Origin of the sequence: Streptomyces sp. 378, from assembly GCF_030124145.1 — a bacterium.
In the GTDB taxonomy this organism is placed as follows: Bacteria; Actinomycetota; Actinomycetes; order Streptomycetales; family Streptomycetaceae; genus Streptomyces.
The window spans coordinates 129,121-144,852 of sequence record NZ_JASKMS010000015.1 but is presented as its reverse complement, the minus strand read 5'-3'; the positions used below and the strand labels follow the sequence as shown (position 1 = coordinate 144,852).

General features: G+C 64.4%; 10 protein-coding genes and 1 pseudogene. 10 read left to right on the top strand and 1 reads right to left on the bottom strand.

Features of this window, described 5'->3' with window-relative positions; genetic code table 11:
* Positions 1-14: 14 nt before the first annotated feature.
* Positions 15-242 (bottom strand): annotated as a pseudogene (locus QNO09_RS21315) (integrase core domain-containing protein); the annotation flags it as partial.
* Here QNO09_RS21315 and QNO09_RS21310 point away from each other — a divergent pair.
* The 10 genes from QNO09_RS21310 to QNO09_RS21265 all read left to right on the top strand — a co-directional run bounded on the left by QNO09_RS21310 (position 232) and on the right by QNO09_RS21265 (position 15,715).
* Positions 232-594 (top strand): transposase family protein, encoded by a 363-nt coding sequence (locus tag QNO09_RS21310; protein ID WP_349636980.1) that lies wholly within the window; start codon positions 232-234, stop codon positions 592-594. The pseudogene QNO09_RS21315 and the gene QNO09_RS21310 overlap by 11 nt on opposite strands.
* Before the next feature lie 189 nt (positions 595-783).
* Complete coding sequence (locus QNO09_RS21305; RefSeq protein ID WP_283971808.1) at positions 784-2,787, top strand: ATP-dependent nuclease; 2,004 nt, start codon at positions 784-786, stop codon at positions 2,785-2,787.
* Positions 2,775-4,412 carry a UvrD-helicase domain-containing protein gene (locus QNO09_RS21300; protein WP_283971807.1) on the top strand — a complete coding sequence of 546 codons (1,638 nt, stop codon included), beginning with the start codon at positions 2,775-2,777 and terminating at the stop codon, positions 4,410-4,412. Before QNO09_RS21305 ends, QNO09_RS21300 begins: the two co-directional genes overlap by 13 nt.
* 850 nt (positions 4,413-5,262) lie before the next feature.
* On the top strand, positions 5,263-8,058 hold the full coding sequence (locus QNO09_RS21295) for a CHAT domain-containing tetratricopeptide repeat protein (RefSeq protein ID WP_283971806.1): 2,796 nt from the start codon (positions 5,263-5,265) through the stop codon (positions 8,056-8,058).
* A gap of 287 nt (positions 8,059-8,345) precedes the next feature.
* A complete protein-coding gene (locus QNO09_RS21290; RefSeq protein ID WP_085570962.1) occupies positions 8,346-8,609 on the top strand; it encodes a helix-turn-helix transcriptional regulator in 264 nt (87 codons plus the stop codon).
* A 162-nt stretch (positions 8,610-8,771) separates the two neighbouring features.
* Complete coding sequence (locus QNO09_RS21285; protein ID WP_283971805.1) at positions 8,772-9,653, top strand: DUF6083 domain-containing protein; 882 nt, start codon at positions 8,772-8,774, stop codon at positions 9,651-9,653.
* The gene (locus QNO09_RS21280) at positions 9,650-10,123 is read left to right on the top strand and encodes a hypothetical protein (RefSeq protein WP_283971804.1); all 474 of its coding nucleotides are present in this window, start codon (positions 9,650-9,652) and stop codon (positions 10,121-10,123) included. Before QNO09_RS21285 ends, QNO09_RS21280 begins: the two co-directional genes overlap by 4 nt.
* Positions 10,124-10,201: 78 nt before the next feature.
* Positions 10,202-11,665 (top strand): UvrD-helicase domain-containing protein, encoded by a 1,464-nt coding sequence (locus QNO09_RS21275; protein WP_283971803.1) that lies wholly within the window; start codon positions 10,202-10,204, stop codon positions 11,663-11,665.
* 455 nt (positions 11,666-12,120) lie between these two features.
* Positions 12,121-14,292 (top strand): AIPR family protein, encoded by a 2,172-nt coding sequence (locus QNO09_RS21270; protein ID WP_283971802.1) that lies wholly within the window; start codon positions 12,121-12,123, stop codon positions 14,290-14,292.
* On the top strand, positions 14,285-15,715 hold the full coding sequence (locus QNO09_RS21265; protein WP_283971801.1) for a serine/threonine-protein kinase: 1,431 nt from the start codon (positions 14,285-14,287) through the stop codon (positions 15,713-15,715). The genes QNO09_RS21270 and QNO09_RS21265 overlap by 8 nt, the downstream gene beginning before the upstream one ends.
* The last annotated feature ends 17 nt before the right edge of the window (positions 15,716-15,732 follow it).

Sequence of the window (15,732 nt, the reverse complement as noted above, 5' to 3'; positions counted from 1 at the left end):
TTCCGTCGCAGGTTCTAGCTGTATTGAGCCGCAGCGTTATTCACGCGGCTGATCGGTGGCTGGCCGCCGAGTGCGGTGTGGCAGCGGTGGTGGTTGTAGGTGTGCAGGAAGTCTGCCAGGGCCTCTGTGCGTTCGGTGTTGCTGGTGTAGGGCCGCAGGTAGGCCCACTCGTCGAGCAGGGTGCGGTGGAAGCGTTCGACCTTGCCGTTGGTCTGCGGCCGGTAGGCGCGGGTGAGCTTGCCGGTCCACGCCGAGGAGATCCCGGGCCTGCTGGAGCGACTGGCCGAGGTGCCCGATCCCCGAGATCCGCGCGGCGTGCGGCACGCTCGGGCCGTCGTACCCGCACTGACCGCGTACGCGGTTCTGACCGGAGCGGCCTCCCTGCTGGCGGTCGGCGAGTGGATCGCAGACACCCCGCCGTCTGTCCTAGAAAGCCTTGGCATACGACCCGATCCGCTGTGCCCGAAGCGGAGCCGGCCGTCGGAGGCTACGGTACGGCTGTCACGGGAACGCCCTCCCGCAGTGGTCGGTGAGCCCGGACGCCTGCAGCGGACTGGCAGCGCCGTCCCGTACCCACCGCCTGTACGCACGTGAAGGCACCTGGCCGGGATCAACGACCGAGTGACCGGTCAGGACCGAGCTGGACGTAGTTTTTCGCATCACTGACCACTTTGAGCCAAGTAGGGATCTCCGTCCCTTCTGTATCAGATACTGCTCTGACTCTCGGTAGTTGCAGGCATATATCGCCCCGGGAGCTGGGTTGGGGACGATGTCGGGAGTGAGATGCAGCTGACCCGTGCCGAAGTGATCAACTTTCGCGCCTTGGAGAGAGTGGACGTCCGGGTTGATCCGAAGGCCACCCTGATTGTCGGACGCAACAACAGCGGCAAGACATCGTTCGTCAATCTCTTCGAGAAGTTCTTCGGTGAGGAGGACACGAGGTTTGTCCTGGAGGACTTCTCCACCTGCCGTATCGCCGACATCGAGCAAGCGCGGCAGATTTTCGGCGAGGCACAGACGCACGCTGACCGGGGCGACACGGAGACGAGCGAGGACCTGCTGGCCAAGGCGTACGACCTCGTCCCGGCCATCCGGTTGGTCCTTACCATCGAGTACACGGAAGACGACGACCTCGCGCCGCTCACGGGTGTGATCCTCGACCTGGACGATGCCTGCTTCGAGGTCAAGATCGAGGCGGCTCTGGAGGTTGCCCGCCCGCACGACTTCCTCAAGGATTTCTGGTCGGCCAGCCAGCGGAAGCCGTTCGATCGCATCAAGTGGCTGCGCAAGAACTTCTCGGACCACTTCGCCCCGGCCTACCGAGCGGTCAGTCCCTTGGACGAGAACGTCCGCAAGGAGATCAAGCGCGGCGCCGCCGAATCCATCCTGTCGGTGAAGTTCGTCTACGCGCAGACCAAGGTGGACGACACGCCGACCGACAAGGCCCGCACGTTGTCGAAGACGTTCGAGGCCTACTACAAAGTCAGCAGCGGGCAAGAGGACCGTCACCAAAGCATCGAGCAGATCGAGACCGCTCTGGCGTCCGCCTCGCAGCAGCTCGACGACAACTACGCCACGCTGTTCGACCCGATCTTCGAGGACCTGCGCACCTTCGGGGTGGGCACCATCACCCCCGTCCAGAAGCCCCGCATCGTCTCCCTCATCGAGGCCTCAGGCATCCTGCGCGGAAGTACCCGCATCCAGTACCCGTCCGGGGACGACGGCTTCCACCTTCCCGAAGGCCACAACGGGCTGGGCTACAGCAAGTTGATCTTCACGATCCTGCAGGTCATCAGCTTTCACCAAACCTACGAACGCACCGCACCCAAGCCGGCGCTGCAGGTGCTGTTCATAGAGGAGCCGGAAGCCCATCTGCATCCACAGATGCAGGAGACGTTCATCAAGAACATCCAGGACTTCATCGACCGCAAGACGGGCTGGAAGGTGCAGGTGTTCATCACCACGCACTCCTCCCACATCGTCGCCAGCAGCGGCTTCCAAACCGTGCGCTACTTCGACCGTTCCGATCCGCAGCTCACGGTCAAGGACCTCTCGACCTTCCAGGCAAACGTCAAGGCCACCCCGCAGGGCGACGAGACCCTGCGCTTCCTGCGCCAGTACATGGTCCTGCACCGGTGCGACATGTTCTTCGCCGACAAGGTGATCCTTATCGAGGGCACCGCGGAACGCCTGCTGCTGCCCGAGATGGTCCGACGCTGCGCCAAGGCGCTGCTGCACCAGTACGTATCGGTCATCGAGGTCGGCGACGCCTACGCCGTCCGCTTCCGGGAACTGCTCGCCTTCCTGAACGTCAAGACCCTCGTCATCACCGACATTGATTCCGTATGCCCCAAACACCGCAAGGCCTGCCCACCCGGCCAGGGGCAGACGGTCACCTCGAACCAGACGCTCAAGAACTGGCTGCCCGCAAAGTCCGGCATCGCCGAGCTGCTCGCCACCGACCCGGCCGAGAAGGAGCAGGGACACGTCCGCGTCGCCTACCAGATCCCGGAGAGAGATTCGGGAGTCTGCGCACGGAGCTTCGAGGATGCCTTCATCATCGCCAACGCAGAACCCCTCGCGCGTGACTTCCGCCAGCTCGCTCTGAAGGCGGCCTTCGCCAAGGAGGTCGGGGCCGACCCCACCGCTGACCACATCGAAGCCAAGGCCTACGACATCGCACAGCAACTCAGCGACCACAAGACCGACTTCGCCTTCGACGTCATGCTCCTGGAGGACTGGGCTGTTCCCCGCTACATCGCCGAAGGACTGCAGTGGCTCGCCTAGATACCCTCGAAGCCGTCGCCACGGAGATGGAGGCCCGGCGCAGCTTCCTCGTCGAAGCAGGAGCCGGCGCCGGCAAGACGACCACCCTGGTCCGCACCCTGCAGCACCTCCTGAACCACCACCGCACAGACCTGGAGGCACACGGTCGGCGGATCGCCTGCATTACATACACGAACGTCGCCAAGAAGAAGATCCACGAACGCATCGCCGCGGACCCCCTCGTCGACGTCGGCACCATCCACGAATTCCTCTGGAGTGCCATCCAGCCCTACCAGCGTGAGCTCTGGCTGCAGATCCTCGACTACAACAAGGACCTGACCAAGCCTGAAGACCTCGATGACGTCACCGCTCCCCCAGTGATCGAGTACTCCGACCGCGGGCGCAGGCTGAGCGAAGGGCGCATCTCCCACGACGACGTCATCGCGCTGTCGCTCCGCCTCGTCACCGCACACCCCAAGCTCATACGCATCATCGCCAGCAAGTACCCCATCATCTTCGTCGACGAGTACCAAGACACCTCACCCAAGACGATCCAGCTCCTGCTGGACCACCTGGCGGGCGCCGGCCACGAGAACTGCGTGGTCGGCCTCTTCGGCGACTCCATGCAGAAGATCTATGAGTCCGGCGTCGGAGCGGTGAAACGCCCCGGCCTCCTAACCGAGATCACCAAGCACGAGAACTACCGGTGCTCACCTCCCGTCGTCGAGGTGCTCAACCGGATGCGTCCCGACCTCATCCAGGACGCCATCGGCGACCAGCTGACAGGCGAGGTCCACCTGTTCCTCAACACCGGCACCCCAGCCGGCCCTGAGCGACTCACCGCCGCCGAAGCAACACTTGCCCAGAACGGCTGGACTCGGGAGAACAGCAAATATCTCCTGCTCACTCACCGCAGGATCGCGGGCACACTGGAGTACGCCAACCTCCTCGAGGAGTACAGAAAGTTGAGCCGGTACGGCCCCGACGACCTCATGGCACGCAATGAGCCCTACATCCAGTACCTGACGCGCGTCGAGGCCGTGAGCACGGCCTTCCGCAACAACGACTTCGCGGAGCTGACCAGCCTGTTGGACGAGGGACGGACACGGATTACCCGTCACTCCGACAAACGCGCCATCAGTCAGGCCATCCGTGCACTCGACGCCGTACGTACGAGCGGCACCATCGGCGACGTGCTCGACCTGATGGGCGACGGCCACCTCCTCGCCACGCCAGGAAAGCTCAAAGACCTCGAACGCCGCAGAACCGCAACGGGTCTCGATGAGCGCGACCAGCGACGAGCGGATTTCTCGAACAACCTCCGCAACGTGTCCTACCGGGAAGTCATCAGCGTCACACACTTCATCGACGAACTCACCCCGTTCTCAACCCAGCACGGTGTCAAGGGCGACGAATTCGAGAACGTCGTGGTGGTGGTCGACGACAGCGCCTGGAACAGGTACAACATCGGCAAGATGCTCGCAGGCACCGACAAACCCGACCGTACCGAGCGCTCACGCAACCTGTTCTACGTGTGCTGTTCGCGAGCCCAGCGCGGCCTGGCCGTGGTTTTCGTCAACGATCTCCCGGAAGGGGCGGAGTCCACACTTCACGACTGGTTCGCTTCAGGGATCATCCATCCTTGAGATGGGCCCTAGAGAGACACGTTGTATACCCCATACCCCGGGACCAGCGTCCCTTGCGTGATGGAGGTCTGTCCGGATTCATCCGGTGAGGCCGAGGGCGGCCATGGGCCTGCTCCTCTGTGTTATCCACATGCGATCATCAGCTGCACGACATACGGTCGTTAGGAGGGGTGGTCATCGGTCGGGTTGCATTACTTGTCTACGGAGTCCGCCATGAGCTCCCTCACTATATTTGGGCCCGCAGGCCTCATCTCCGAGATGGAAGCCGATGGAGATGGGGCGGCATCTGCCGGAGCGAGACTGATTCGAACGCCCGCTGAGCCCAAACTTGATGTAGGGGCGAACCTTATCGCGGCGCTTGCTGTTGTTGGCTACGCGGACAACGTCATAGGTGTCAGCTCCTTCATATCGCACCACATTTCGAAATGGATCAAGAGGCGTGGCGGATCAGAACCACTGGAGTTGCAGATGCGCACGCCCGATGGCGATTACATTACGGCGCGCATTGACCCCAGTTGGAGCGGAGACACAATAGTCCACTATCTCCAAAGCCAGCTTAATAGTCGATCTTAGCCAGCGCGCACATCTGTCGCGGCAGGAATATGTGGAGTCTGGCATGGCAAAGAATCCTCTCAGCCCACCTGGCGAAGACGAAAGCCCCGGTGACATAGCGAGACTAGACGAACTTCTGTCAGCTGAGGAAGAATTCCCCCCGGAACAGCGGGGTGTAGGGCTGGTGGCATTCGCTGACCAACTCAGGGAGGCCAACCGTAGCCCAGCAACGGCTATCCGTGCTCTAGAAGCGGCGCTCCCGGTGCTTAAGAACCTGCTTCTTCGGGGCCTCAGTTACATGCTGCTCGCATACTTCAATAAGCACAATCGCAGTCAGGCGCGACAGCTTGCCGAGGAGGCTCTGAGGTGCTTCAAGGCCCTCGAAGGTGATCCGCATAAGAAGTGGGCGGAATGCATGACCTACCAACTCCTCGGCGATCTGGCAAATCTAGAGGGTCAGCCAGAGGTGGCCGGCCGTCATGCGGAGAAGGCTCTAGACCTCGCTCAAGAAATTGACAACCCTCAAGGGCGGATTCTAGCACAGAGTCTTGCCCATCGACTTATCGCCCAGATAACGATCGATGCTGAGGTGGCTTGTCGGCATGCCGAGCGAGCTCTTGAACTAGCACAAGAAGCTAGCAGCCCTCGGAATCAAATTCTCGCTCACGACCTACTGGCCGAAGGTTATCTAAGCCTAGGGGATCTTGATAAGGCGCAACACCATGCGGAATGCGAGTTGGAGTACGCACGACGACTCGATAGCCGCAATGATGAGTATGACGCGCTTCTTGCGCTAGCTAAAATTTCTTTGAGGCGAAGGCATTTCCAGTCCGTTGAGGAGCAAGTGGAAAAGGCAAGGGATGCCACACGCCATTCCCGCGATTCGGGTCGGGAGGGAAACGAGTTTCTTTTGTTGGGGCTCGCCTCATGGTACCAAGGTCGTTTGAGTGAATCGCGTGAAAGACTACATCATGCACTCCGAAGCGCCGAAGCGTCAGGCGATCCCATGCTCCAGGGAAACGTATTCCTCATACTGGGCGAACTGGAACGGAGGCACGACGATTATGGGACAGCTCTACGGCAAGCCGAGCGGGCACTCGGCTTGTTTGAAGAGGCCCACGATCCAATCGGTCAGGGAAACGCTCATCAATTGATCGGGGAGTTGGCTACTGCGGAAAGGCTTGGTGCGGATAGAGCCACTTACCACATCAATCAGGCTCTGAATTTTGCAAAGATTACGGGAAATATTGCGGGTCAGCAGAGTGCGCTCGTAACTCTGGCCCAGCTTGCCTTGCAAGGAGCGGATGGTCATGCGTTGAAGGCGGCCCGCGACCACGCTCAAGCCGCGTTGGCCATGGCCCAAAGAACCGGAGACGTGCTGGGTCTGGGAAATGCACACCAAGTCCTCGGGGAAATCCTGTATGCGTCTGGAACATCGGGGCAATCTCGTGAACACCTAGAAGAGGCGCTTGAACAGGCAAGTTCAGCTGGGAATTTCCTTGGCATGACGAGATCCCCCTGGGCACTGAGCAAACTGCTAAATAGTGAAGGAAGCAAGCCAGAGGCCTTGGAGCATGCGCTGGCAGCCGTCAGAAATCGAGACGTCATGCGGCTACAGCTAGGGAGCGCAGCTTCCCGTGCAGCTTTCCTAACCTCGAGTGAGGAGATCAACGAATGGGCGCTAACGCTGGCAGCCGAACTCGAGGCTGGCGTTGCGGCATTGGAAGTTGCCGAGGCTGGGCGGGGTGAGGCTCTGGCAGAGCTCCTTCACCGGAGTGCGCGGGGCGAAAGCGAAACACCACCTCGGGTCCGTGCCCTACTGTCCGAGATCGAAGATCTTGAATTTGAAACAGCAGCACATTCAGATGTTGCAGACCCATCTGTTCTTACACCCGCGCCGACAGGCGTGGATAACTGGCGTCTACATGAAGGCGAGCAAGAGGAAAGGCGAAGGTCTTTCTATCAAGAGCTCGGAGAATTGACCGGAAACGCATTTCGTGACATGTTTACGGCCGAGCCAATGTCAGCTCACACGCTACGACGCCGGCTGCCTCCAGATGCACATACTCTGGTCCTGTGCGCACTGCCAGGCTGGTGGAAAGAGTCGAATTTCCCACTCTTTCGAATTTGGATTCCTCCGGCCCCCGCCGAGCCGGTGGTCGAAAGGGGGGAATTGACAAAGGAGCAGATCGGATGGCTCGAAGATATCACCAACGCACGTGGAGGCATGCACCTCCAAGGTAGTATAACGCTTTCAGATCCTGAACACCGTTGGTCAGTCGATTTTGCGAAGGAACTGCTACCTGCTGAACTGCGTCGACAGTTGGCGAGTGTCAAGCCAGAGGGGGAAGAACCGGAAAAATTGATCATCGTGCCTAGTGGCGAGTTGTGGGCTATGCCATTCGCCGCGCTGCGGTTGGGTGAACATTACCTAATCGACCATGCGGTGCTGACTCTGCTTCCTTCTCTACGCATGCTCCCTTCTGCCGAGCAGAGGCAGGAAGAAAGGAACCGCTTGAGGCATGAAGAGAGGTTGCGTGCAGTTGCGTACCTTCACAGTGACGTAACTGGGCACTTGAAGTTGGATTCCCTTAGAACCGCGTATGACCTGCAGGTGCTGAACAATCCCTCCAGCCTGCGTAGGGAGCTCCACGCTAAGGACGGGTACCAACTCGCAGTTCTTGTGGCGCACGGAGACGATCAGCCAGGCTTGAGACACAGTCTGCGTCTACAAGACTCCCCGATGGAGCGACTATCCGCCGCTCAACTGCTCGATTGCCATCTCCCGCCCCATCTTGTTCTCGGAGCATGCTGGTCGGGGGCACAATCCTTCGCGTTTGGCGAAGAGCCGATTGGCCTACCAGCTGTCGCACTCACACGGGGCGCTAAGTTTGTCACGGCTGCTTTGTATCCGGTTGGAATCGAAACCACAGCAGCCATTCTTACGGATTACCTTGGCGAGCTGGTGCTGGGGCTTCCCCCAGCCGAGGCGCTGCGAAAAGTTCAGCGGAATTACGCGGCGGGTGAACACGGCGAGTCAAAACGCATTCCCTGGTATTGGGCGGGGCTAGTCACCATCACCAGAGCCCCGTGAACACCCCCTGTCGTTGAATAGCGGAGAGGGCGGCTCGTACAGGTCGCAAGGGCCACATGGAGGGGACCGCCCGCGTCACGGCGGTAAAGGAATAGGAGTCCTTCAAAACAATGCTGACGCCGAGGGCAGGGTCCGCCGTCTGCCCTGGCGTGAGATCAGGCGCGCGGTACGGCGGGACGGCCGACACCGTAGTGCAGACCCCTGCCCTCCCGCCGGTGGAGTCATCGGGAGAAACAGGGCAGAGGTCTGCACTGACAGGGCAAGGGTCTGCACCGTCGGATGGTCGGGTGACGATCTTGCCGCCCGATCCGGACCTCGACGCCCTCCGACTGGAGCTCGGGCGTCTGCGGGCTGAGCGCGGGTGGAGCTACGACGAGCTTGCCTCCCGCAGCGGTCTGAGCAGGCGCACTGTGATCGAGATCGAGCAGGGCCGCACCGTCGGCACCCTCAAGACATGGCACGCCCTCGCACACGCCCTGGACACACCGCTCGACGAGCTCTTCGCCACCCTCTGCCACGAGCACGGCCTCCCCGGCACCGACGACAGCTGATACGGGCCCGTCCAGCGCCGACGGCGATTCACTCGATCCGGCAACGCCCTATCGAATGCGCGAGCAAGCGTTCGCACTGTTGTCGCCCCGTTCTGCTCTGCCCGAGGGATCATCAGGGTCACGTACCCCAGGCGGGGCGTGTCGGCTGGCAGGTTCGCCCGCATGTGCTCCTCTCCTTCTCCTTCCGCGCGGCGCTGGGACGGCAGCCGCGCGAGCTCGCACCAGCGGCGGTCCCTGCGTATCGCCCCCGACAGTGCCAGCCGGTTGCTGCGATGCGGCCAGACCACGTCCTGCCGCGAATGCGGCAATCCGGTCGAGTGCTACCCGGGGGCCGACGACCGGCTGGTGCGGCTGCATCCGCACGAACTGCCGGTGGCCGGGGTGCCGGAGTCCTGCCGCTGGCACGTCAGCCGCGGCATCGCCCATCCCGCGGGCGACGGGAGCAGCTGGTGCCGGCTGGCACACGACCTGCTGTGCCCAGCCCGCCCGGCTCCGACGGCCGCGCCGCAGCTGTCCGGCCTGCGCCGGACTCTCGCCCTTTGCACCCGCCGTCTGTTGGACACCGGAGTGCTCGCTCCACCTGCCACACTGACAGGCGGCCCGCCGCCGGGCGAGGCCGTCTGCCGTCCGGCCCGGCCCGTCGTGCAGTTGCTGTTCGTCCGCTACCTGGCCTCTCGCCCCGTCGATGAGATCCAGTGCGTCGCCCAGACCCGGCGCCGAACCCGCTGTACGGCCGAGGTCCTCGGCCGCGGCGGGTTGCACGGGGTGTGGACCCTGGTACCCGTGACCGTGCACCACGGTCAGCTCGCACTGCCGTCGGATGTCATGGCCGTCTACAGCCTGTCCGCACTGCCGTACCAGGAACAGCTGCGCTGGCGCACCCAACGGTGCCGGGACCATGCCACAGCGTCGACCGCCGGTGACCTCGCCGTCACGGACTGGGAACCCTTCGACCCGCTCCGCCACCACGAGCACATCCACACCCGCCTGCCCACGCACGGGCGCCGTCCCAACGGCCACGCACCCCGGCGGGTCTGGTCGTGACGCATCAGTACGCCGTCGAGATCGTCCTGACGCGGCCCGCCACCGTTCGGGAACTTCACCAGGCCCGCCACCGGGTGACGTTCGCCGCGAACGCAGACCGCACCCGGCTGATGACGGTGCAGCGCGGCAAGAGCCCGGGCCGCGCCCTGCACCGCCTGCGCCGCCGCCTGGACACGGTCCTACCGATCGACGTGCTGACCACGCACTATCCCGACCGCCAGGGCCATGTCCTGCTCAATGTCGCCCTCAGTCGCCGCGCCGACACGCAGATCCGCGAGGAGGCGGCCGCGCTTGGCCGGCGCGCCGGGGACGTCCTGGCCGAACGAATCACGGCCTATCTCGCGCACGAGCAACGCCAGCGGCGCCACCGCCTCGAATCGCAGATACAGCGCCTGCTCACCCACCACACCCTGGAAGAAGTTCTGGCCTGCGCCGCAGGCCGCCTTCTGCAGGTACGTCTGCCACGCTGAGCCCGCCGTCGCCTCCCCGGCCGGACGCAGCCACCCGCTGCGCCCCGTTCCGGCCGTTCCCATCCCACGGAGCCCACGTTGCCCACCCCCACCCACGAACAGGTCCACGCGGCGGACACTTTCCGCGCCGGACGGCACCTCGCACTGCAGGCCGGAGCCGGAACCGGGAAGACCAGCACCCTGTGCATGCTCGCCGCCGACACCAAACGCCGGGGACGCTACCTGGCCTTCAACAAGGACATCGCGCAGGACGCCGCAGCCCGCTTCCCGTCCACGGTGCAGTGTCGGACCGCCCACGCCACCGCCTTCGCCGCACTCGGACACCGCTATGCCGACCGACTCAACAGCCCCCGCCAGCCGGCCTGGAAGACCGGACAGTCCCTCGGCATCCTCCGCCCCGTACGGATCGCCGACCACGAGATCAGCCAGAGAACCCTGTCCCACAACGTGCTGAGCACCGTCACCCGCTTCTGCCACTCTGCCGACAGCGCACTGGCCCAACACCACGTGCCGCGCCTACGCGGCCTCGACGCCCCCGGTGCCCATCGGCAGTTTGCCGAACTCGTGCTCCCCTTCGCCGCCAAGGCATGGGCGGACCTGCAGCGCCCCGACCACGGCATCGTCCGCTTCGAACACGACCACTACCTCAAGATGTGGGCGCTGACCAGGCCGAAGATCGAGGCCGACTTCCTCCTCCTTGACGAGGCCCAGGACACCAACCCGGTGCTGGAGCAGGTGTTCACCGCACAGCGCGACCACGCCCAGCTCGTCATGGTCGGCGACTCCGCCCAAGCCATCTACGGCTGGCGGGGCGCAACCGACGTGATGACCGGCTTCGACGCCGAACAGCTGACCCTCACCCGCTCGTTCCGCTTCGGGCCACAGATCGCCAACGAGGCCAACCGGTGGCTCGCGCTCGCCGACGCCCCTATCCGGCTGACGGGCACCACCAGCGTTCCCGCAGAGGTCAGCAGCGTCGACCACCCCGACGCCGTGCTGTGCCGCACCAACATCGGCGCCATGACAGAGGTCATGCGTCTGCTCGGCAAAGGACACCGCGTAGCCCTCACCCGGGGAGGCCAGCAACTGGCCCAACTCGCCTGTGCCTCACGCGACTTGAAGGAAGGACACCGCACTCATCACCCCGAGCTCGTGCTGTTCGCGTCCTGGGGCGACTTGCAGGACTACGCCGCCTACGATCCGGCCGGCTGCGACCTGCAGCCCTTCGTCGACCTCGTCGACACCCACGGTCCCGACGCCATCCTCGCTGCAGTGTCCGACCTCACTGAGGAAGCACACGCCGACGTCACCGTCTCCACCGCCCACAAAGCCAAAGGTCGCGAATGGCCGACCGTAAGGATCGGCTACGACTTTCCCCAGCCGCAGGACACCACCCCCGGCACAAACGCGGCTGCCCAGGCCCTGGATGTAAGCAACACAGACGCCCGTCTCGCCTACGTCGCCGTCACTCGCGCACGTCACCGACTCGACCTCGGCGGCCTGGCGCGGAACGCCACCGCCCAGGAAGGCGAAAGGGGATGACGTCACAGACCTCGAGGGGCAGACGGTTCCCTGGACCGCCCACGACCAGCGCTGCCGAGTCCTCACACAACGACTGGCAATACAGCAAGACTGGGCGCGGCGCCGGAGCAGCACATGGTGCCAACTTTCCCGCCCCGATCCGCAGCGTCGTTTGGCCAACTCATGGCCGACAGGACTGTCCTGGGCTAGCCCTGAACATGCCTGCCCAAGAAGTCCACTCCCCTCGGCCCGCAGGGACCCACCTCAAGCCACCGCCCGCAGCCCGCCGCTCTTACGCGCACCCCACCTCATGGGGGCAGGTGGCACGACCACCACGGATGCCCTCGGCGCCTGTGCCGTGGGTGGCGCTACATCCATCAGACAGGCGCACTCCAGGGCCTGACGGGGAACTCTCACGAACCCACGCGCGTCCACGCTCGTATAGTGCTGGGATCACCATCGGACGGAGGCAGGGCGTGACGGCAGGGAGCAACCCGGAGGTGGCCACGCCCTTGCAAGTGCGGCAGGTCCGGCAGGCCCTCGCGGGCGAGTTCGACGGGCTGATCGAGCTGGGGGACGGCGAGTTCACCCGAACCCGGGAGATCGTGTTCTTCTCCCGCGCCCTGGCGGCGAAGGCCGTGCGGATCGTAACCGACTGCACCGCGCAGGAGGCGGCCGCCGCTGTCACTGACGGAGCCGATGACTTCGGCATCGATGCCGTGGCCACGTCACCGGCAACCGGCGAGTTGTGGCTGATTCAGGCCAAGTGGAGTGACCAGGGCACTGCCCGGTTCACGTCCGCCGACGCCTCCAAGCTCCTCCATGCCTTCCGGACGCTGGACAACTTGGACTTCGATCGCTTCAACGCCCGGTTTCAGGCCTTCGCTGACCGGATCCGCCACGTGCTCGCCCAGCCAACGCCCCAGGTCCACCTCGTCGCTGCCGTTATGGGGCCGGCAGCACCAGCGACTCGTGCCCTGCAGCTAATCCACGGGGAATCCGCCGACCTGGACACTCGCACCGATCTGAGGGTGCTGGCGAGCAGCGACCTGCACGCCGCTATCCGCCAGGACGTAGCGCCGCAGCCGCTGACCGTGACCGCTACCTTCACCGACGGCTGGTTCGGGCAAGACCTGCCCTATCCCTCCCACGTCGGTACGGTCACCGCGGACGAGATCGCCCATTGGTATGAGCTGCACGGCGCAGAACTGTTCAACGTGAACGTACGCCGCCCGCTGGGGCACACATCCGTCAACGCCACACTTGACGACAGCCTGGCCAAAAACCCTGAGCACTTCTGGTATTTCAACAACGGCATCACGGTGCTGTGCGAGTCGACCACCGCTGAGTACTTCGGCCGCCGCGCCCAGGGCGCGCCGGTGCGCCTCACGATGACCGACGCGCAGATCGTCAACGGCGCACAGACCGTGGCAGCGCTGTACCGCGCCTTCGCGGACGACCCGCAGACGCTCGCGGAGGCCAAGGTGATGGTGCGGATCATTACCATCGGACAGACCCCGCCAGGGTTCGCCACCTCGGTCACGGTGGCCACCAATACTCAAAACCATGTAGAGCGGCGCGACTTCATCGCGCTGGACCAGGCGCAGGCGTACATTCGCGACGACTTCCGAATCACCCTGGACAAGGACTACGTCATCAAGCGCGGAGAGCTTGAGCCCGCGCCCGATGCAGGCTGCACCGTGCTGGAAGCAGCCACTGCGCTGGCCTGCGCCCATCCCGACGCGCGGATTGCCGCAGGGGCTCGTGCCTCCACAGATTTCCTGTGGCAGTCTGCCCCGGAGGGCGGCTATACGCAGCTGTTCGCCGAGCCGCCCAACGCCGTGCAGATCTGGCGTTCCGTGCAGCTGCTGCGTACCGTGCAGCAGACCGTCCACGACCTCTCGGCGACCTTGCCCGGCCGCGCCGCCGCGATCGCAGAGAGCGGCGCACTCCTGGTGGCCCATCTGGTGTTCCAGCGCGCGGACACCGAGGCGATCGACGACCTCGACACGGACTGGCAGCCCACACTGAAGGCGGCTCCGGAACTCACCGCGCAGACCCTGGCTCACCTCATCTCGGAAGTCGACCGGCGGTACGGGCCGCACAGCTTCGTTTCGCGCACCTTCACGCAGGCGGCCGCCTCCCGGGAACTGGCGGCGGCAGTCCTGGCCTCGTTCGACGGCCAGGGGCACCACCCCGAGCTCGCCTCCTACCAGCGTCCCACCGAGCCACGTCGGGGACGGCGTCCCAACCCGATGCGGCTCCTGGTCGATCAGCACCGGCTGCAGGACGGCACCCAGCTCATGTATCACCCCAGGCCCCGGGAGGACGAGGCAATCGGGGAGTGGCTGAACGCCGACCCGAACCGGTTCATGGCGACATGGACTAACGACAGGGCCAAGCCCCTGCTGTGGGCGGCTGACGGCGCGCGCTATTCCCCGGCTGGCCTGATCCTGCACATGTGGCGGCAGGCCGGCTGGGACGACGCCCCGCTCGCGGTGCAGGCCAGCACGCAGTGGGCCCTCCCCGGCGGCCCCACATTGAGCGACCTTGCGCTGGAGCTGTGGCACGAGGCCCGAAGCACCGAGCCGCACTCAGGCGAAACCGACGGAGACGTGAGGCGGGGGGACGGCACGAACGGTGCCTGAGCCACGGATCATCGCCAAGCGCTACGCGCTGCGTGAGTCGATCGAGGAAGGCGGGATGGGCCAGGTCTGGCGTGCCAACGACCTGACTCTGGGGCGAGATGTCGCCGTCAAGCTCATCCTGGACAACCTCACTGCCCACCGTGATGGCGACGCCGTCGTGGAGCGCTTCCGCCGGGAGGTGCGCGTGACGGCGCAGCTGCATCACCCGGGCATCCCCCAGGTGTACGACGCCTTCTTGGACGGCACCGCAGACCGCATGTTCATGGTCATGGAACTCGTGCAGGGCATTTCCCTGAAGCGAGTGATCGACACTTCCGGCAGCGTGCCTCCCGTGTGGGCCGTGTGTTTGGCACTGCACATATGTGCCGCTCTACACCACGCGCACGATGTCCACGTGATCCACCGTGACATCAAACCAGCCAACATCATGATCACGGTCGACGGCACCGTGAAGGTCCTGGACTTCGGCATCGCCATGGCACTAGGCGTGAATGCGCCCACCCGTCTGACGAAGCCCCAACAGATCATCGGCAGCCCGCACTACATGGCACCCGAGCAGTTCGATGCGGGTCGTATCACGCCCCAGACCGACCTCTACGCCCTGGGCATAGTCCTGTACGAGCTCCTGACCGGCGAGCGGCCATTCGACGGGGGCAACGTCGTCAACCTGATGTGTGCGCATGTGCTCCAGCAGCCTGCACAACTACGCAACCACCGTGCGGACGTCGACCCGCGACTCGAACGACTCGTCCTCGATCTGTTGGCCAAGCGCGCCGACGCGCGCCCCAATAGCGCCCGCCACGTGATCGACGAGCTCCTGGGCCACCTGCCACAACAGCATCGCGGGTACCTCTCCTTCCCCGGACTGCCGATCTTGACGGTGCCCCCGGTCCTTATGCCCGGCCCCGACGCACCTCAAGTTCCGGCAGTCGCGTCGAGGGGCGTGCGCAATGTGCCCCCCGAGCCGGTCAGTACGGAAGGGCACACCGACCGCCTGGGAACACCGCAAGCTCTCTTCGAGGCAGGTCGGCTGAGCGAGGCGCTGTCGGCCTACGAGGCCCTAGCTCATGAGTTCGACCTCCTCGGCGCGCAGGGTGCTGAGGACGCCCTGACCTGCCGCATTCAGGCCGCCCGTTGCCGGATCGGGCTCGGCCAACATCAACGCGCGCTGGGCGACCTCCAGCGCGAACTGGCCCAGTTGCGCGCCCACCGCGCACCCACGGACACCGTGGTTCTTGAGGTGCGCCTGCAGGCAGGGCTGTTGCTGCGCGATGTGCACCGCTTCGCAGAGTCGGTACAGGAGTTGGGCAGCCTGTACAACGACTTGATAGGCAAGCATGGTCCGGATTCTGCCCTGGCAAACCAGGCGCGCGAGGCTCTCATCGCGATTCGTCGGCGGCCGCCGGGCGGCCGCTCCATCTGATAAGGCCGGGGCAACCC